This window comes from Vibrio sp. C8 (assembly GCF_054051265.1).
This window is the reverse complement of sequence record NZ_JBPAOE010000011.1, coordinates 429137-446918: the sequence shown is the minus strand read 5'-3', so window position 1 is coordinate 446918 and position 17782 is coordinate 429137. Positions and strand designations below refer to the sequence as shown.

The following is a 17782-nucleotide window of genomic DNA, read 5'->3' as shown; positions in this document are numbered from 1 at the left end:
CCTAATTATTTATTTTATTGTTCTATTGCTGATCTTGTTTCATTTGCTGTTTTAATTTTGCCAGTTCTTGCTCAATTTCATCTTGTGCCTGAAGTTCTGCAAACTCTTGGTCGAGAGACTTACCTTGCGCAGACTGAGCGTAAAGATCCGCTTCTGCTTCTAACTCATCCACTTTACGTGAATACTGCTCAAACTTCGACATCGCTTCTTCTGTGCGGCTGGTATGTAAGTGACGTTGCACATTACGACGATTCACCGCCGATTGAGAACGGATAGCCAACGCCTGTTGCTTCGCACGCGTCTCAGTGATTTTGCTCTCTAACTTAGTGATTTCGCCAGTGAGCTTATCAATGGTTTCTTCTACTAATGTTTGTTCTGTGTGTAAGCTTTTCAGAACCGATTGCAACTTCTGCTTTTCAATCAAAGCGGCACGAGCTAAATCGTCACGCTGCTTGTTCAGTGCCAGCGTAGCTTTGTTTTGCCAGTCTTCGATTTGATCATCGATACTTGCAACTTTACGTGCGAGTTCTTTTTTGTCTGCTATCGCTTTAGCGGAATTGGTACGAACTTCCACCAGCGTATCTTCCATCTCTTGAATAATGAGACGAATCATTTTTTCAGGATCTTCCGCTTTATCCAGTAATGCGCTGATATTGGAATTTACGATGTCTGCAAAACGAGAAAAAATGCCCATATTTGACTCCTTAGTTATCAATTCGCTGTTCAAACCTGTCACAGCCTAGTTACCTCTTGTGTGTTCCAAGTTCCATGCCAATTTTCATGGCTTTATTTTTCAGTAGCTTACATTGAATTACCCAAAAGACAGGACTATGCTATAAACGATTTAGCTAACAGTTGGTAAATTTCACCAACTATTTCATCCGTTACTTAGCGAACAGATGCGGTGACCGATAACGTCTTGTTATGGATAGAGAGATAACTGTGCAACAAAATTTAATTGGGGAATCCCCAGCGTTTCACGCCGTTCTGGATAAAGTCTCTCGCTTGGCACCGATTGAGCGTCCGGTTCTTATCGTTGGCGAGCGCGGTACAGGTAAAGAGCTTATCGCCCAGCGTTTGCATTATCTTTCAAAGCGTTGGGACCAACCGTTAATCTCACTGAACTGTTCAACACTTAGCGAAGGATTAATCGATTCCGAGCTTTTCGGCCATGAGTCAGGCTCTTTCACCGGTTCAAAAGGCAGACACCAAGGCCGCTTTGAACGCGCTGAAGGCGGTACGTTGTTTCTTGACGAACTTGCCACCGCGCCATTGTCAGTACAGGAAAAGTTGCTGCGGGTTATCGAATACGGACAATATGAACGTGTCGGCGGTAACCAAGCCCTCAATGCAAATGTACGCTTAGTATGTGCGACCAATGCAGACTTACCAAGACTTGCTCAAGAAGGCGACTTTAGAGCTGACCTACTCGATCGACTAGCGTTTGATGTTATTCACCTTCCGCCACTTCGCGAACGCAAAGAAGATATTGCCCTGCTGGCGGAGTATTTCGCTATCCGTATGTGCCGAGAACTCGAACTGCCTTTCTTTGCTGGCTTTACACCACTGGCAATACAGAGTCTTATGCAACATCCTTGGCCGGGAAATATTCGAGAACTGAAAAACGTGGTTGAACGGGCGGTATATCAACACGGTACTGCTGACTTTCCTATTGATTCATTAGTCTTTGACCCATTCCAAAAGCATTGGCAAGAGGAAGCTCAAGAACCTTCAGCTTTAGTTAATAAACAAGAAGAAAGCCAAGCTGAGCTTGCATTCCCGATGGATTTTAAACAATGGCAGGAACAACAAGACAAATACGTTATTAATGAATCGTTGAAATTTGCCAAGTTTAATCAAAGACAAGCCGCTAAGTCGCTCGGATTAAGCTATCATCAATTTCGAGGACTGATGAGAAAATATCAACTTTCAAAAAATGAATAACCCTATATACCCAAGTAACCTCAAGATGCAAGATTCAGAGCTTCATCAACGAGTTTAGATCAAGCTTAATAACGGAAGGAATTGAGCGCAGAAATGAGCTCGTTGATGAGCTCCCAAAGGGCGAGTTTAATTCGCTCCTATGCCGCGTTACTGATTTTCTACGTAGAATAACTATGTATTCAAATCAGTGCCTTGCCTAAGAGCGAATAAATTCTCGCTGAACAAGCATCGTGAGGTTACTTGGGTATACGCAGTAACCTTTTTCTTGGTTTAACACAGGAAAGAATGGTAAATTAGCAGGATTTTGAGGCAAACGTGATTGTTACTTTTAGCGCTTATCGACAACATATCGCTTTCTACTTTAATGGAATAGTTACCTTGCTTCGTTTCCCACACTGTTTTTCTATATGAACACTTTATTACGAATCACGCTCGGATTATGCGGACTAAGCCTTCTTGCTGGCTGTGGAGAAGAAATTGATCATACAAAAATCCGCCAAAGCGGCTTTGTTTACTGTGGTCAAGGCAGCCCTAGTACCTTTAATCCCCAATTAGTTGATAGCGGTATTACTTCTGAAGCATTGAGCCCGCAGTTGTACGATACGCTGTTGAAGCTTGATCCGGACACACACACACCCATTCCAAACATTGCGACTCAATGGCAAGTCAGCGAAGACGGCACCGAATATACATTCAGCTTACGCAGCGGCGTTAATTTCCACACCACGTCTTGGTTTACTCCGACACGCACAATGAATGCAAAAGACGTAGTCTTCAGCTTCAAGCGCATCATCGACCCAACGCATCCATACCACTACGTTAGCAATGGCAACTACCCTTGGTTTGCAGGTATTAACTTTCGTAGCCTTTTGAAAAATGTAACTGCCGTTGATAACCAGACAGTGAAGTTCACACTTAGCCGTCCCGACAATAGCTTTTTATCCAACATTTCAACTACCCATGCGGTGATTTTGTCAGAAGAATATGGACAGCAGCTGCAAATTAAAGACGAGAAACACAACATCGACGATTTCCCAGTCGGAACAGGTCCTTTCTTTCTTGATGAGTTCAAAGTTAATGATTTAGTACGCTTGCGTCGCCATGAAGGATATTGGAATAACCCTGCCATTATGAAGCAGGTGGTGTTCGATATTTCACAACGTGGTACAGGAACATTAGCCAAACTGTTACGTAACGAATGTGACGTGTTGAGCTTCCCAATTTCCAGCCAGATACCTGTTATTCAGAAGCAGGACAATATCGATCTTTCGATTAAGCCAGCGATGAACGTGGCATTTATTGCTGTCAACACCTCGCATCCAGCACTCTATGATGTACGTGTGCGTAAGGCTTTGAACTTTGCTATCAATCGTCAAAACATTCTTGATTCTGTGTATTACGGCACGGGCAGTATTGCTTACAACATTTTGCCGCCAAGCTCATGGGCTTATCAAAAAGATGATGTCCAAATCCGTTATGACCGTAACTACGCGCTTGGTTTGTTAAGAGATGCTGGTTATGCCAACGGCCTTGAATTGTCGATGTCGGTGCCTATTGAACCTCGTTCTTATAACCCGAGCCCGCGTAAAATGGCAGAAATGATTCAGTCGAACCTTGCGGACGTTGGCGTCACTCTGCACCTGATTACTGAAAGTAATGTCAACCGTTCTCAGTTAGCAGAGAAGAGTCACATTGACCTGTTCCTAAGAGGATGGACGGGGGATACTGGTGATCCGGATAACTTCTTACGCCCATTGCTTTCATGCGGAGCAAATCGTGCAGGCCTTAATGCGTCTATGTGGTGTAACAGTGATTTCGATTTCTTACTCGATTTGGCATTAGAAGTTGAGCGACCTCGATATCGCCTCAATCTTTATAAACAGGCACAAACCATTTTGAACCAAGAGTTTCCTGTCATTCCAATTGCACACGGAATGCAATTTAAAGCGTACAACAAAACCTTAACTGGTTTTCGTTTAAGTCCGTTCAGTGTCGAACCGTTTAACAATGTGAAGAGGATTACCGAATAATGCTTATCTATACGGTACGCCGCTTCAATCTGTTTATTATCACTCTACTTATCCTGACCCTAGTAGGTTATAGCCTGCTGCGCCTTGAGCCTCAGTCACCTTGGGCGATTCAGGATTTCTGGCACGGTTGGTGGATGTATTTAGGCGAACTTTCTCAGTTCAATTTCGGGACAACAAAAAGCGGTGTTGATATTGCTTCTGAATTAGTTAAAGTTTTTCCAGCAACACTTGAGCTATGTCTGATTGCCTTTTTACTGTCACTTTTCATTGGCTTACCTATTGGCACCATTGCAGGCATGAAGCAAGGTAAATGGATTGATACTATTATCTCCTTTACTTCAATGATGGGATACTCGGCTCCGCTGTATTGGATAGCTCTGATGCTGATCATGATCTTCTCACTGCACTATGGCATGTTCCCAGTATCGGGACGCTATGACTTATTGTATGAAGTAGAACCGGTCACGGGTTTCATTCTTATTGATGCCTTCTTCGCCAAAGGCGTGAATAGTGCCAACATACTGCATAGCGTGTTTCAACATATGATTTTGCCTTGTTTTGTACTGGCGTTAGCCCCGACCACGCAAGTTATTCGTTTGATGCGTTCTTCTGTTGCGGATGTCATGTCTCAGAACTACGTCCGAGCAGCACGAATTAAAGGTTTGTCCTATTACAAAATCATTACTCAACACGTATTGCGTAATGCGATTCCACCTATCATTCCAAAATTCGGTGTCCAGCTATCGAGCATGCTGACTTTAGCTATCATTACTGAATCGATTTTCAACTGGCCGGGCATTGGCCGTTGGTTGCTTGATGCGCTGTCAAATAAAGACTACATGTCTATTCAGGCGGGAGTGATTGCCGTCGGTTCTTTAGTATTAACCGCAAATATCCTATCAGATTTGATTGGCGCGATGATCAACCCTCTGGTGAGAAAGGAATGGTATGCTAACAAATAATATTTATCAGGAAGAGCACATTCCCACTCAGTTTGAACGTTTTTGGCGTAGCTACAGAGCCAACAGCCTCGCTATGTTTGGACTCTGGAGCTTGGGTTTAATCATCCTCATCACGCTCATCTCTCCTTGGTTAATGCCTCATGACCCGCATAGTCAAAGTGGGCACCTTTTAATGCCTCCTTCTTGGGACCCATCAGGCTCAGTAGAATACTTCCTAGGCACAGATGACCTTGGGCGAGATATTCTGTCACGTCTTATTGACGGCTCTCAGCTAACATTTGGCGCATCGGTAATTATTACCTTTATCGCGGCAGTTATCGGCTGTGTTATCGGTATTCTTGCAGGTATGACGAAAGGTCTTTTATCCAGTACATTGAACCACCTGCTAGATACAGTCATGTCGATACCATCATTGTTACTGGCGGTTATTTTCGTTGCTTTCCTTGGTTTTGGTGAATTCAACGTATTGCTAGCGATCTGCCTCGCTCTAATTCCAAGGTTTGTACGATCCGTTTATATCGCCGTGCACAGTGAAGTAGAGAAAGATTACATCATGGCGGCCCGTCTTGATGGAGCGAGCGACGTGTACCTGCTATGGCATTCGATTTTACCCAATACACTGCCAATGCTTGCTCAAGAAGTTACTATGGCACTGTCTATTGCTATTCTTGATATAACAGCATTAGGTTTCTTAGGTCTTGGTGCACAAGCGCCGAGTACTGAATGGGGTGCTATTCTGGGTGACTCTGTAGAACTTATCTACCTTGCACCTTGGACAGTGACCCTACCCGGCCTCGCGATCATGTACACCGTTGTAATGATCAACCTTGTCGGTGAAGGCGCACGCCAAGCATTAAATGCAGGAGTCGAATAATGCCATTATTAGATATTCGTCATCTGACTATTGAAATTGATACCCCACAAGGCCTTGTAAAAGCGGTCGATCGCATGAGCCTCACCCTTAATGAAGGTGAAATTCGTGGCCTAGTGGGTGAGTCCGGCTCTGGTAAGAGCTTGGTCGCGAAAGCGATTGTCGGAGTTTGTAAAGACAACTGGCGAATTACCGCAGACCGTATGCGTCTGGGAAATATCGATTTACTACAACTGACACCACGAGAAAGACGTCGTGTCATTGCCCGCGATATCGCGATGATTTTCCAAGAACCATCAACCTGTCTAGACCCTTCAGAAGAGGTCGGCAAACAGTTGATAGAATCTATCCCGACACGCACATTTGAAGGCAAGTGGTGGCAACGCTTTACTTGGCGTCACAAACAAGCTGTAGCGTTGCTGCACAAAGTAGGCATCAAAGATCATAAGCGTCTGATGGGAAGCTACCCGTATGAATTGACCGATGGTGAGTGTCAAAAAGTTATGATTGCGATGGCGATTGCCGCCAAGCCTAAGCTGCTCATTGCGGATGAGCCAACCAACGACTTAGACCCAATCACGCAGTCGCAAATATTGCGTTTACTGAGTCGTATGAATCAGGTTAACAATACCTCGATTCTGTTAGTCGGCCATGACTTAACGACCATTACTCAATGGGCGAATCGTATTACCGTGATGTATTGTGGTCAATCAGTAGAGTCTGCTGATACCAACAAAATTCTCACTGAGCCAAAACATCCTTATACATCAGCATTGCTCAAAGCGATGCCGGACTTCAGTGACTGGATTCCGCATAAGCAGAAGCTACATTCTCTGCCCGGTTCCATTCCTCCGTTGCAGCATTTACCCATTGGATGTCGTTTAGGTCCTCGCTGCCCATACGCGAAAAAACAATGTGTTGAAGTTCCGCGAAGTCAGATCATTAAGAACCATAAGTTTGCTTGCCACTTCCCTCTTAACGTAGAGCCAAAATCATGAGCGTTTCACTATTAGAAGTCAGTGACCTTAAAAAGAACTTTGTAACGCGCTCTGGTCTTTTTCGTAAGAAAGTACAAGAAGCGGTTAAACCTGTAAGCTTCACTCTTGAAGCAGGTCAAACCATCGGTTTTATCGGGCAGAACGGTTCCGGTAAATCCACCCTTGCCCGTATGTTGGCGGGCATGATTGAACCTACAGGTGGAGAAATTCGCGTTAATGGCGAATTGCTAGAACACAAAGATTATTCAACACGCTGTAAGCTGATACGAATGATCTTCCAAGACCCAAACACGTCGCTCAACCCTCGTATCCAAATAGGTCGCATTTTGGAAGGTCCGCTAAAACGGAACACCAGTATGCCACCGGAAGCGCGAGAAAAACGCGTTAAAGAGACATTACTCCGAGTAGGTTTACTGCCTGAGCATGCCTACTTTTATCCGCAAATGTTAGCAACGGGTCAGAAGCAGCGTGTGTGTCTTGCGCGTGCTTTGATTTTGCAGCCTTCTATCATTATCGCGGATGAAGCTTTGAATGGTTTGGATATGGCTATGCGCTCCCAGATCATCAACTTGTTCTTGGAACTGCAAGAAGAGATGGGCGTATCGTTTATTTACGTATCACAACATATCGGTGTGATTAAACACATCACTGACAAAGTGATGGTCATGCACGAAGGCGAAGTGGTTGAATTCGGAAATACGTTGGAGGTGTTGTCTGAACCGCAGCACCCTATTACTCAACGTATGATTGAGAGCCATTTCAATAAGGCCCCATGCTTCAAATAGGCAGAGCTTTTATCTCCCTATCGTCTCTTTTGGTGCTGCTCGTCAGCACCAACGTTATTGCTCAGAATAACTGGCAAGACACCTCATTCGTAGAACGGGCCTTTATCCATGTGGCTCTGAGAAATGAGTATTCAGCGGGTAAGAAACCATTAGTAAAGTGGCAACAACCCATCAAAATCTGGATTCAGCATAAAGTCGGTGATCAAGACTTGCATGACGAACTGGCCGATGCGCATATCAAACATCTTAATCAAATCATTGGCCACCCTATCTACCGAGTACAAACGCGCCAAGAAGCCAATGTGGTTTGGATTTTCACCCAACAGAAAAACTGGGGTGAAGATGTTGAGCGTGAGATGGGTAAAAAGTCGGCCAAACATATGTTTGGCGCCGTATGCCAAGCTGGCTACAAAACAAACTCGAAGACCCATGAGATTATCTCAGCTAGCGTGGTCATCCCTGTAGACCAAGCTCGCAGCCACGGAAAACTCGTGGCTTGTATCGTCGAAGAAATTACGCAAACACTCGGTTTGCCTAATGACTCTGAATTCGCCTACCCTTCAATTTTTAACGATAAAACACCCGAAGATTTACTCTCACCTCTGGATGTAGTTTTGCTGAAGTTACTCTATGAGCCAGAGTTAAAGACCGGTATGACCGAATCACAGGCTCGCCCTGTGCTCAGAAAATTAATAAAACAGTATCAACAAAAAGGCCTGCTAAAGCAGGCCCTTAAAGAATCTCAGTCATCACCACTCTATCAGTGGTTTCGCTAATTAGCGACGAGCGTTCTGCTTGTCGAGTTCAAAATCAAACTCGTCAGGAAACAGCACAACACCTTCTTCGTTTTCGTTTGGAAAAACAACCACTGACAAGTCATCTTGTTCTAGGCCGCTTGTCCAACGACTGCGCCATTTGTTGTATGAAATCGCTTCTGCTTCACACTCGCTCCATTCACCGGTCGCCCAAGCTTCGGCAAACTCGCGATTTGGCCATACTGGCACGCAATCGTCATCTTCAGTATTGAGCATCACACAACCGTGTTCGTCTTTTAGAATCCACACTTGCTGATTAGCTACAATTTCCTTAATACAGTATTTAAAGCGCTGCTCTTGATCGTACTGATTAATTGTCGCGATTTGTTCCGCGGTTAACGCATTGGACATATTAGCCTCCAAACAAAACGCCCACAGCAGTTTCTAAGCTATGGGCGTTAAAACCTTTATTAGGCTGGGCATCATACCCGAAATCAGCGATTAAGCTAGCTCAGCCTGTAGCCAAGGCCAGCCTTGCTTCTTACGGCTTAGAGTATTTTCCATCATCAATACTCCGTCTGACAGATGCTTCGCCAGTTTCTCTGACCACTCACCTTTAAACAACAAACGAGTTTGTGCAGTAGTGATATCAGTCAGCATTAGAGCTGCAAACGCAAGGTTTTCTTGTTCGCAACGACGCTCCAAATCCGCTTCTAGCTCATCAATCATAGTGGCAACTTGATCTAATGTCGCTAGTTCGATTTGACCAACGACAACATCACGGCCATTAAATGGGTAAGCTTTAAGGTCTTTCTCAACCAGTTGAGCTGCAGATAAACCTTCAATGTCCGTTTTAGCAATCAGAAGTGCTTGGATAAATGCATCTAAGTCTTCGATTTCAGCCAGAACAGCCAGTTCAGCAACTGCGTCTTTGTCTTTTTGAGTACAAGTAGGAGAAGCAAAACCAACGGTATCTGAAAGAATGGCAGAGATCATAAGCGTTGCTGTTTGCTTAGTGATTGGAGCATTTTCCATTTTGAATAGGTTAAACAAAATAGTACTCGTACAACCTACAGGCCAAATCCACGCTTCCAAAGGGTTTACTGTCATCACATCACCTAAACGGTGGTGGTCAACAATACCTAGGATTTCTGCATCATTTAAGTCATCAGGCGCTTGCGCTAAGTCGGTGTAGTCAACTAGCCATACTTTTTCACCAGCTACACTGGTACGCAATTCAGGTTGATCAGCGCCTGCGGTATTCAAAATATGCTGAGTTTCACGGTTGATTTCACCTTGGCGTACCGCTTTCGCTTCTAAACCACGCGCTTTCAACAGCTCTGCAGCCACCAATGCGCTACAAATACTATCACTGTCTGGATTCTTATGACCGACTACTAAAATCATCACTGTTCCTATTATTCTGACCCTTGAGGGTAAACAACACATAAAGATGAGTACTGTACTTATTTTGCGGAACTCTTCATGGAGCTAAATCAATAAAGAATGACTAACTCTTCAATTTTTTGCTTGTTGGAATCAGGGGTTGAGTAATAATTGGCAAACAGACTTTAAAGAATAACTACGTTTAGACGGGAGAAAAGGTGAACAGCACGATTGATATCGCATGGTGGCAATTAGCTATTTTTAGCTCAGTGCTCATCATTCCCGTAATGGTGAGTAGAATTTATCAACTGGGTATTAGTAAAGAGATCTTCATTTCCGTAGGTCGAATGACCTTACAACTGATACTCGTCGGTATGTATCTGGAATATCTGTTTAAGCTCAACAGTATTTGGGTCAATCTTGTTTGGCTCTCATTGATGATACTAATCGGTGCCAGTTCTATCGTTTCAAAAACTCGCCTTCCTAAGAATAAACTACTTATGCCAATTGTTTTGGGTTTGGCAGCAGGACTGTTCCCTATCGTGATCATTCTCTGTTTCGGCATTGTTCAACCATCACCTTGGTATAGTGCACAGTATTTGATCCCATTAGCAGGAATGCTGTTAGGAAATAGCCTCAGTGGCAACATCGTAGCTTTGCAGAACTTATTCACAGCTTTCGAAGAACGAAAGAGTGAATACGAAGCGGCAATCTCATTAGGTGCCTCACCTCAATATGCTTCGCGGGATTTTGTGAGAAACGCGCTACGGAAAGCCAACGCTCCTATTCTTGCCTCTATGGCAACGACGGGCTTAGTGACACTACCGGGTATGATGACGGGACAAATACTGGGCGGGGCTTCTCCCCTTATCGCAATCAAATATCAGTTGATGATCATGATTGCCATCTTTGTGATGATGACGATTTCTCTCACTTTATCCATTCATTTGACATTAAAGGCTACTTTTACCAAAGAAGGTCGAGTAAATGTGACATTTCGTGACTAGAAATTGAAAAGCAGTACAAATAATCACCTTTATTTAACACCCTAAAATAGTGCGTTTGTCGCACGTAATTTGTGCACAATTACCGAAAAAATCATTTAGTTGCGTTTACACACGGTATTTAAAACAGGTTATCCACAGAAATTGTGGATAAGGTGAATAACGAGTTTTGTTGCGCAACAAAAGCTTGAGATGAAAATCATAAAAAAAGCGGCATTTTTGCCGCTTTTCTTTTGTAGTCAGGTATTAAAGTCCTTCAGACAATTAATCTTTCAGGTAAATCAACCAATACCACATACCAACAAAAACACCACCACCAACAACGTTACCCAGAGTTACCGGAATTAAGTTATTCACGATAAATTCCATCATGTTAAGGTCAGCGTAGTCTGCAATATTTGCCCCTGTCATCTGCCAGAATGCTTCCGGAGCAAAATGCTTAATACCGATCGCCATAGGCACTTGAAACATATTGGCAATACAGTGTTCAAAACCCGAGGAGACAAACATCGCAACAGGTAACACCAATACCATAACCTTGTCTGTCAGTGAACGAGCGCTGAACGTCATCCATACCGCTAAACAAACAAGAATGTTACACATTAATCCCAAAGAAAATGCCTGAAGAAAAGTATGGTGAAGTTTATGTTGTGAGATTGCCATGGCATTTAGGCCAAGCTGACCACCATCTTCCATGTACTGGCGTGTGGACAACATAATAGCAACTAATAAAACAGAACCAGCAAGATTACCCAGATAAACAACTGTCCAGTTTTTCATTAGCTGAAGCCATGAAATTTTCCCACTCGCTTTAGCTACCAGTGTGAGCACGGTACTGGTAAACAGCTCTCCGCCTGTAATGACCACAAGAATAAGACCTAAGCTAAATGCTATGCCGCCTAATAGTTTCGTAACGCCATAAGGTAAATCATGCGCGCCAGTTGTCACTACGGTATAAAACACAAATGCAATACCAATATGAATACCCGCAGAAATGGCTAGAAGAAAAGATTTGTAAGCGGCTTTGGTTGCTTTACCAACACCAGTCTCAGCGGCACGTTCAGCCATCTGAGGAGGAAGTAACGAATCGAATTGACTATGTTCCATAAGTAAAAGTTACATTTTGATACAAAGATAGCTCGCGATGATCGCTCCAAAACCACGAATATTCAAGGGCTATTTTTACGTTAACTAAAAATGTTTATTTCGAGAGTGCATCCATAAACTGAATCAATGAATTAAATAGTGTTTGACAATAAAAAGCCTGCTTTTAATAGCGTAAAGTAATTTATCAAGCCTTATACGACAAAGGTTGTGAAGATTTTGTTATGTGTAAAAAACGCCCATATCGGTTCTAGATAACACTTCTGTTTTGAGGTCATTGCGTCTTTTTAAGGCTGAGCCTATTGTGAGATTAACTTAACGAGTAAGAAGGGTGTGCAATGAAATTTTCCCAACAACACTTAGATGAATTAAATCTTCTTGTCCAATTTGACATCAGCAGTGCTGCAACGGGTATTAAGGTACATAGCGATGCGGGTGAAGCCGTGCAAGCTGCCGCAAAGCGACTCCATGATAAAGGTTTGTGTACTCTACCTGATGGTGGATACCTGACTGATGAAGGTATCGAAATGGCTGAAAACGCTGATCGTATTTTAAGAGTACTAACAGCGTAAATGTCCATAAGACAATAAGAAGAGCGCCAATGGCGCTCTTCTTATTTCTGCTGTTCTAAATCGCGTTAGCTTGCATCACTTTGTGCCGCACTCTCAACGGGTACAGTGGTGGTTTCACTTAACGGAGCACTTTCTGCAGGTGTTGCTGTGCTTACCGGAGCTTCTACTTCTCCTGCAGTTTTACTTACTGGCGCAACCTGAAGCTGTTTCAAAGAAGCCACTAACTCGTCCATACGGCGAATATACTGTTCATCACGAGTTTTCTGTTGCTGAAGTTGCTGTTCTCTTGCAGATGCTTGTGCAAGAGCCTCAACTTGCTTCTTGTTTTCCGCTTCTAACGACTCAACCTTGAGCGTTAACGCAGTTAACTGCTCTTTTAATGCATTGGTTTTGTCAGCTGCAACGAGACCTTCTACGCTGGTCAGAATACGTTCTGCCTGTTCACGCAGCATAGTGTCACGATAGTCTGAACCGTCGATTTTCTGAGAGATAGCAAACAAGTTGTTTTCCATTTCCAGCACTATAGGCTCGAACTTGTTGTCTTCAATAGCTGCCAACAATTTCACCTGATGCGCGACTTGAGCAACGTGTTTTAATTCGAACTCCACGCGCTTAACGGCATTTTGAACACTTTGCGTATCTCTTGGGTTAGTAGAAACGACATTCGTCGCTAGAGTAATCTCTCCTCCTACTCGGTCAAAAGTTAACGGAGCAACGCGAGACAGTCCTTCTTTCTTAAGTACTGCTGCTTGCTTCTCTAAAGGTTCGATATAGATTTTGTGGTTAACCTTAACCTCTAATAGCTTCGCCTTAGCCAGGAATTTCACCTGTTTTTCCTGCGCCGCTTCCAGCTTGTCATCGCGTACATCGATAAACAAATTGCGGTAGTCCGAATCTACTTTTTTATAGTCAGAAGGGAAATAGCTAACGGTTGCAATGCTATCTAAATAAGCCATTTGCGCGATAGAGTCGGCTAACGCGTTATCCGCTTTCAGCTTAAATTCTTGAAGCTCACGATAAGAGGCATCGACCTTAGCAATGTTCTCTTCAAAGACTTGTTTGTAGCTCTTGCTCGAAAACAGCGAGTAGTCTTTTTGAATCAGTGCAGGTTCAGACTCGATTTGTTTATAAACCTCTGTCGAACCTAGCCATGCATCCGCTAGCTGGCGGAAATGGGTTGGTGAATACAAGGCTAAGTTGTCGCTGTCTTTTAGTATTTCCAGCCAACTTTGGTATACCTGATCGACCTCAGCAAACTGAGTTTCTACAGATTGTTCAACATGATTTGTTTCTTGGGTGAGAGAAACGGGTTCCGATGTACTTTGACATCCTGCAAGCGCAAAGACGACTACTGAAGCCAGCAGCGTCATTCTAATGTTTGTCATTGATTAGACCTTATTATTTTTACAACTGAATAGTGCCAACCTGCATCACTATCTTTACCTTAACGAAAGCAAGATGTCTTAAAGAAAAGACAGTGTGCTATGGCACTTTAATCCATAGATAAAAATAATAAAACACAAACTTTTCATAAATATAGATTACAGAATGAACACCTAAATTGGTGCCTGATTAAAAACAAATATCATTTATGCTGATGCCTCAGTTTCTACTAGCCAAACATCCTCGATAAAGCCCTCTTTTTGATTACCGCCATAAAATTTAAATATTCTTTAAAAACCACAAAAACATATGAATTTAATTGGAAACTGAAATGGCAATTAAGGTTGTAATAGCGGCATACAGATTATTAATCCAAGAGGATAAAATCATGTTAGTTTCACGGTTATCAGAAGAATTCATAACTCAAAAAGCAAAAGAAAATTGGCTCTCATATTGGAAATACTTTAGTAAAAGTAGCCACGAAAAATGCTCAGTACCTAACTGCGCAAAAAATCACAACCAAGCCATCTTTGTTGCTGACCCTAATGATCAGGAAGAGTCGATCTATGTGGTCCCGCTCTGCGCAGAGCACGGTAACAACGAAAGCAACCAATTAGAAATCCTTGACAATGTTGAACTTGTCCCTATCGGATTTACTTTATAGCGATTACCCACCGAATAATAAACAAAGTACTCCAAAGGATTACGATATGCTCGTAAACAATATATTAGATAGTGAATCAAATCTGACAAATGAATATTCCGATTCAAAAAACAAACTGAAAAATACTTTTTGCGCGGAAGCGAATTGTACAAACAAATATACGCGTCAAGTTCTGGTTAAGAGCAAGAGCCAAATTAATTCAAGTAACCAAGCTGACGATGTATTCCAGATACCCCTTTGCCAGCATCACTACGAAAACTTCCATAACCCAATTGAGCTGGAAAATGATATCGAAGTAGTTCCAATAGGTTTTGATCAACACTGATTTGATTGTAGGGAATTGTTGGTGGGCAATGGGAGATTTTTTCCATTGCCTTTTTTTATTGAATGACTGATGCGTAGGTTAGCGGTTAAGTAAATTTAGCTGCGCGATCAACCAGGTTGCCGCCAGCAAATCGGCGCTTCCACCTGGGCTTAGATTTTTTTCTACCAGTAGTTTGTCGTAATCCTGCATCTGTTGTTCAAAATCATCATCATAAACTTCACAGCTTGTTAGCAGTGACTTCGAATGCGCTTGCACATATTCAAGCCCTTCAAGACCGCCTCGGTGAACCAGGTTTGAATCTTCATTACACGACATGATCGTCAACAAGGTCTTAAACATCGCTTGCTCTTCTGACAAACCTTTATCGATTGCGAGTTCATAGGTTGGTAAAGCGCAGTCAAAAATCATTGGGTAGCCCCTTGCAGCCTCCCCTCTTATTCCGGCTAATCCATAACGGCGATATATGTGCTCTCCGGCTGTGACGGGGATTTTGTTTGAATACTCAAGTTCATCAGTGACCAACTGAGCACAGCACTCTTTGAGTACTGATTGAATTCGGTTGGATGTAAAAATGGATTCTTTTTTGTAAAGCCAGCCTACTGCGCCACAAATCAATCCAAGCGTAAAAATCATCCCTTTATGGGTATTCACTCCTGCAGTCGCGGTAAACATTGCTCTTTCAGCTTCTATGCCAATTTTTCTAAGGTTAGGAAGAAGATTCGCGGGCGAAGTAAGATAGTTATCGTAGCCAGATTTAACAAACTTCAGCATGTAAGGGCGCAAACTGTTTGCACTTGTTACAAAGGTATCGATGTTCATATCACTATGAGCGCCTGTGGATACACAGTCAACCAAGCCAGGTTTTGGCGTCAGATGAACTTCTAACATCATCGCGTGATAAGCCAAATTCCCGACCAGTTCGCAAATATTGAGTTCAAAGGTCCCTAAATCTGTTTTCTGATATAAGCAACAGTCGCTCAAAAGCCAACGTAAAGAATTAGTGGTATTCATGAATAATCTCACTTAATTTGTCAATCAGGGCTGGAAGTGGATGAACTCGGTTTCGAGCACACAGTTTTGCGTCTCTGCCACAAATGAAACATCGCCGTCTTGCAAGCCCAAGCTGGTCGCGAGAAAGCACCACGCCCTGAGAATCAAAAACATCAATATCGAATAAACGACCTAACGGATGCGTATCTTCCACCTCAATCATCAAGCGCTTCAACTGCTGAGGAGAAATGCCGCCAACCACACTCATCGCTTCACAGCCACAATCACTAATGAACGACTGACTGATAAAACTTGAGCATCCAGAACGCATACAAGCCTTTCTGATTTCCTCCTGACCAGCTTTAAATCCGACTTGAGATATTTGGTTTAGTTTGACACTGCCGGGCATGTTAATCGTAAAGCTCACGATGGGCAGAGAATGGGCCGTAACCCATTCTCTTTGCCGTTGTGCTCGAAGCTCTCGATTATCTAAGACCTGCTCTAGGGTAATTGCTGGTCCTCGATACACGATTTACTCCTTAACCTGGCGAATCACGTCAATCACAGAACCGTCTCGGTAACGAACATAACCAACGACATTATCTAAGTACTCAATTGGCTTTGGTATACCCGTCAATGACTCAGCGCGTTGCTGCAGTTCATGGATATCCATGGTCTGAATTCCCGCATTGTTCAACCGAACCTTAACTTCTTCTCGGTTCGGATTGACCGCTATACCGTGATCGGTGACTAGTACGTCAATTTGCGTCCCCGGAGTCACGACATTCAATACAGAATTAACAACGGTTGGGATTCGACCACGAATTAACGGAGCAACAACGATAGTGAGATTTGCAGCAGCAGCGGTATCACTGTGACCACCAGACGCACCTCGTATTACACCGTCTGAACCCGTGATGACGTTGACGTTAAATTCGGTATCTATTTCTAAAGCACTAAGAATAACGACATCCAATCGATCGACCATCGCCCCTTTAGAAGAAGGGTTTGCGTACTGGTTGGCAGAAATTTCAATATGATTGGGATTTCGAGCTAATGAGTCGGCAGCAACAGAATCAAATGACTGCACATCAAGTAGCGTTTTAATTAACCCTTTTTCGTGCAGTGCAACCATCGTGGCCGTAATGCCTCCGAGACCAAAATTCGCCGTAATATTTCGTCTGACCATCTTATCTTCTAAAAAGCGAGTCACCGCCAAAGATGCGCCGCCAGAACCGGTTTGTAAGTTAAAGCCGACTTTGAAATAACCTGAATGCTCAATAACATCTGCCGCTTTACGAGCAATTAACAACTCACGTGGATTGGTCGTCATACGCGTTGCATCACCGCCAATCTTAGAAGCGTCACCCACCTCTGCCACTTTCACAATCGCATCGACTTGGTCCTGCGCAATTGACGCAGGCGTATTTGGGAAGTCAACAAGAGACTCCGTGAGCACAACCGTTTTACGCGCATACTGAGCATCAATTTGTGCATACCCTAGGGAACCACAGCGAGACTGCCCTTTTACCGCATTGGCATTACCAAACTCATCACTGCTTGATACGCCGATAAACGCAACATCGATATTCAGTTCACCACTTTGAACCAAATGAACACGGCCGCCATGAGAATGAATATGAACCGGCTCAGCCAGTAAGCCTCGGGAGATTTCGTCAGCCAGTTGCCCGCGCATTCCGGATGTGTATATTTTCTTCACCACACCTTTTTTAATGTGCTCAACAAGCGGTGAATGAATATCAGAGAGTGAGCTTGAAGCTAAAGTGAGATCTTTAAAGCCCATCGAAGCGATAACCTTCATCACCATGTTGATGATTTTGTCTCCACCTCGGAATGAGTGATGAAACGAGATCGTCATACCATCTGCAAGGCCTACGCTTTTGATTGCCTCTTCTACGCTTTCAAACAGCTTGCGGCTTCTCTTGGTACTTCTGTTTAGCAGATGAGAAGTCAGCTCATGCGCACCAGAATATGGCAACAATGTTGGG

General features: G+C 43.4%; 19 protein-coding genes. 11 read left to right on the top strand and 8 right to left on the bottom strand.

What is annotated here, in order from left to right; genetic code table 11:
- Window positions 1-22 precede the first annotated feature (22 nt).
- Window positions 23-694, bottom strand: a complete 672-nt coding sequence (gene pspA, locus ACRQQK_RS08065; RefSeq protein WP_102953034.1) for a phage shock protein PspA — start codon at window positions 692-694, stop codon at window positions 23-25.
- 248 nt (window positions 695-942) lie between these two features.
- On the opposite strand from pspA, the gene pspF reads away from it, so the two are divergent.
- The 7 genes from pspF (at window position 943) to ACRQQK_RS08030 (ending at window position 8366) form a co-directional block, all read left to right on the top strand.
- Entirely contained in the window at window positions 943-1944 is a 1002-nt protein-coding gene (pspF, locus tag ACRQQK_RS08060; RefSeq protein ID WP_457510812.1) for a phage shock protein operon transcriptional activator, read from the top strand.
- Window positions 1945-2351: 407 nt separating this feature from the next.
- Window positions 2352-3974: an ABC transporter substrate-binding protein SapA gene (sapA, locus tag ACRQQK_RS08055; RefSeq protein ID WP_457510810.1), complete on the top strand. Its 1623-nt coding sequence runs from the start codon at window positions 2352-2354 to the stop codon at window positions 3972-3974.
- Window positions 3974-4936, top strand: coding sequence for an ABC transporter permease (locus ACRQQK_RS08050; protein WP_457510809.1), 963 nt, complete (start codon window positions 3974-3976; stop codon window positions 4934-4936). Before sapA ends, ACRQQK_RS08050 begins: the two co-directional genes overlap by 1 nt.
- Window positions 4923-5810, top strand: coding sequence for an ABC transporter permease subunit (locus ACRQQK_RS08045; RefSeq protein WP_457510808.1), 888 nt, complete (start codon window positions 4923-4925; stop codon window positions 5808-5810). Before ACRQQK_RS08050 ends, ACRQQK_RS08045 begins: the two co-directional genes overlap by 14 nt.
- Window positions 5810-6805, top strand: coding sequence for a peptide ABC transporter ATP-binding protein (locus ACRQQK_RS08040; protein WP_457510806.1), 996 nt, complete (start codon window positions 5810-5812; stop codon window positions 6803-6805). The genes ACRQQK_RS08045 and ACRQQK_RS08040 overlap by 1 nt, the downstream gene beginning before the upstream one ends.
- A complete protein-coding gene (locus ACRQQK_RS08035; protein ID WP_457510804.1) occupies window positions 6802-7590 on the top strand; it encodes a peptide ABC transporter ATP-binding protein in 789 nt (262 codons plus the stop codon). The genes ACRQQK_RS08040 and ACRQQK_RS08035 overlap by 4 nt, the downstream gene beginning before the upstream one ends.
- Window positions 7578-8366, top strand: coding sequence for a DUF2927 domain-containing protein (locus tag ACRQQK_RS08030; RefSeq protein ID WP_457510802.1), 789 nt, complete (start codon window positions 7578-7580; stop codon window positions 8364-8366). The genes ACRQQK_RS08035 and ACRQQK_RS08030 overlap by 13 nt, the downstream gene beginning before the upstream one ends.
- On the opposite strand, the gene ACRQQK_RS08025 is transcribed toward ACRQQK_RS08030, so the two are convergent.
- The gene (locus ACRQQK_RS08025; RefSeq protein ID WP_042482078.1) at window positions 8367-8756 is read right to left on the bottom strand and encodes a DUF2750 domain-containing protein; all 390 of its coding nucleotides are present in this window, start codon (window positions 8754-8756) and stop codon (window positions 8367-8369) included.
- Window positions 8757-8846: 90 nt separating this feature from the next.
- Window positions 8847-9752 carry a manganese-dependent inorganic pyrophosphatase gene (locus tag ACRQQK_RS08020; protein WP_457510800.1) on the bottom strand — a complete coding sequence of 302 codons (906 nt, stop codon included), beginning with the start codon at window positions 9750-9752 and terminating at the stop codon, window positions 8847-8849.
- 197 nt (window positions 9753-9949) lie between these two features.
- On the opposite strand from ACRQQK_RS08020, the gene ACRQQK_RS08015 reads away from it, so the two are divergent.
- Window positions 9950-10738 (top strand): ABC transporter permease, encoded by a 789-nt coding sequence (locus ACRQQK_RS08015; RefSeq protein WP_457510799.1) that lies wholly within the window; start codon window positions 9950-9952, stop codon window positions 10736-10738.
- Window positions 10739-10999: 261 nt separating this feature from the next.
- Here the strand turns inward: ACRQQK_RS08015 and focA are convergent, their stop codons facing one another.
- The gene (gene focA / locus ACRQQK_RS08010) at window positions 11000-11842 is read right to left on the bottom strand and encodes a formate transporter FocA (RefSeq protein ID WP_457510797.1); all 843 of its coding nucleotides are present in this window, start codon (window positions 11840-11842) and stop codon (window positions 11000-11002) included.
- Window positions 11843-12177: 335 nt separating this feature from the next.
- Between focA and ACRQQK_RS08005 the strand changes: the two genes are divergently transcribed.
- Window positions 12178-12411, top strand: coding sequence for a TIGR02647 family protein (locus ACRQQK_RS08005; protein WP_457510795.1), 234 nt, complete (start codon window positions 12178-12180; stop codon window positions 12409-12411).
- Window positions 12412-12476: 65 nt separating this feature from the next.
- Here ACRQQK_RS08005 and ACRQQK_RS08000 read toward each other — a convergent pair whose 3' ends face one another.
- On the bottom strand, window positions 12477-13796 hold the full coding sequence (locus ACRQQK_RS08000) for a DNA repair protein (RefSeq protein ID WP_457510793.1): 1320 nt from the start codon (window positions 13794-13796) through the stop codon (window positions 12477-12479).
- A 329-nt stretch (window positions 13797-14125) separates the two neighbouring features.
- On the opposite strand from ACRQQK_RS08000, the gene ACRQQK_RS07995 reads away from it, so the two are divergent.
- Window positions 14126-14458, top strand: coding sequence for a hypothetical protein (locus ACRQQK_RS07995; protein WP_457510791.1), 333 nt, complete (start codon window positions 14126-14128; stop codon window positions 14456-14458).
- A 46-nt stretch (window positions 14459-14504) separates the two neighbouring features.
- The gene (locus ACRQQK_RS07990) at window positions 14505-14783 is read left to right on the top strand and encodes a hypothetical protein (protein WP_457510789.1); all 279 of its coding nucleotides are present in this window, start codon (window positions 14505-14507) and stop codon (window positions 14781-14783) included.
- Window positions 14784-14861: 78 nt separating this feature from the next.
- Here the strand turns inward: ACRQQK_RS07990 and citG are convergent, their stop codons facing one another.
- Genes citG through citF form a run of 3 tightly spaced genes read right to left on the bottom strand, consistent with a single transcriptional unit; the run spans window position 14862 to window position 17775 of the window.
- Complete coding sequence (citG, locus tag ACRQQK_RS07985) at window positions 14862-15794, bottom strand: triphosphoribosyl-dephospho-CoA synthase CitG (protein WP_457510787.1); 933 nt, start codon at window positions 15792-15794, stop codon at window positions 14862-14864.
- A complete protein-coding gene (gene citX / locus ACRQQK_RS07980) occupies window positions 15781-16302 on the bottom strand; it encodes a citrate lyase holo-[acyl-carrier protein] synthase (RefSeq protein ID WP_457510785.1) in 522 nt (173 codons plus the stop codon). Before citX ends, citG begins: the two co-directional genes overlap by 14 nt.
- Before the next feature lie 3 nt (window positions 16303-16305).
- On the bottom strand, window positions 16306-17775 hold the full coding sequence (gene citF, locus ACRQQK_RS07975; protein ID WP_457511107.1) for a citrate lyase subunit alpha: 1470 nt from the start codon (window positions 17773-17775) through the stop codon (window positions 16306-16308).
- Window positions 17776-17782 lie beyond the last annotated feature (7 nt).

What these genes read in the sequence shown, in the direction of transcription:
- ACRQQK_RS08025 (WP_042482078.1), bottom strand. Translation starts at nt 8,756, where the DNA reads ATGTCCAATGCGTTAACCGCGGAACAAATCGCGACAATTAATCAGTAC.
- ACRQQK_RS08035 (WP_457510804.1), top strand. Translation starts at nt 6,802, where the DNA reads ATGAGCGTTTCACTATTAGAAGTCAGTGACCTTAAAAAGAACTTTGTA.
- ACRQQK_RS07990 (WP_457510789.1), top strand. Translation starts at nt 14,505, where the DNA reads ATGCTCGTAAACAATATATTAGATAGTGAATCAAATCTGACAAATGAA.
- ACRQQK_RS08040 (WP_457510806.1), top strand. Translation starts at nt 5,810, where the DNA reads ATGCCATTATTAGATATTCGTCATCTGACTATTGAAATTGATACCCCA.
- sapA (WP_457510810.1), top strand. Translation starts at nt 2,352, where the DNA reads ATGAACACTTTATTACGAATCACGCTCGGATTATGCGGACTAAGCCTT.
- ACRQQK_RS07995 (WP_457510791.1), top strand. Translation starts at nt 14,126, where the DNA reads ATGGCAATTAAGGTTGTAATAGCGGCATACAGATTATTAATCCAAGAG.
- ACRQQK_RS08000 (WP_457510793.1), bottom strand. Translation starts at nt 13,796, where the DNA reads ATGACAAACATTAGAATGACGCTGCTGGCTTCAGTAGTCGTCTTTGCG.
- ACRQQK_RS08005 (WP_457510795.1), top strand. Translation starts at nt 12,178, where the DNA reads ATGAAATTTTCCCAACAACACTTAGATGAATTAAATCTTCTTGTCCAA.
- ACRQQK_RS08020 (WP_457510800.1), bottom strand. Translation starts at nt 9,752, where the DNA reads ATGATTTTAGTAGTCGGTCATAAGAATCCAGACAGTGATAGTATTTGT.
- ACRQQK_RS08045 (WP_457510808.1), top strand. Translation starts at nt 4,923, where the DNA reads ATGCTAACAAATAATATTTATCAGGAAGAGCACATTCCCACTCAGTTT.
- ACRQQK_RS08050 (WP_457510809.1), top strand. Translation starts at nt 3,974, where the DNA reads ATGCTTATCTATACGGTACGCCGCTTCAATCTGTTTATTATCACTCTA.
- ACRQQK_RS08030 (WP_457510802.1), top strand. Translation starts at nt 7,578, where the DNA reads ATGCTTCAAATAGGCAGAGCTTTTATCTCCCTATCGTCTCTTTTGGTG.
- focA (WP_457510797.1), bottom strand. Translation starts at nt 11,842, where the DNA reads ATGGAACATAGTCAATTCGATTCGTTACTTCCTCCTCAGATGGCTGAA.
- pspA (WP_102953034.1), bottom strand. Translation starts at nt 694, where the DNA reads ATGGGCATTTTTTCTCGTTTTGCAGACATCGTAAATTCCAATATCAGC.
- citG (WP_457510787.1), bottom strand. Translation starts at nt 15,794, where the DNA reads ATGAATACCACTAATTCTTTACGTTGGCTTTTGAGCGACTGTTGCTTA.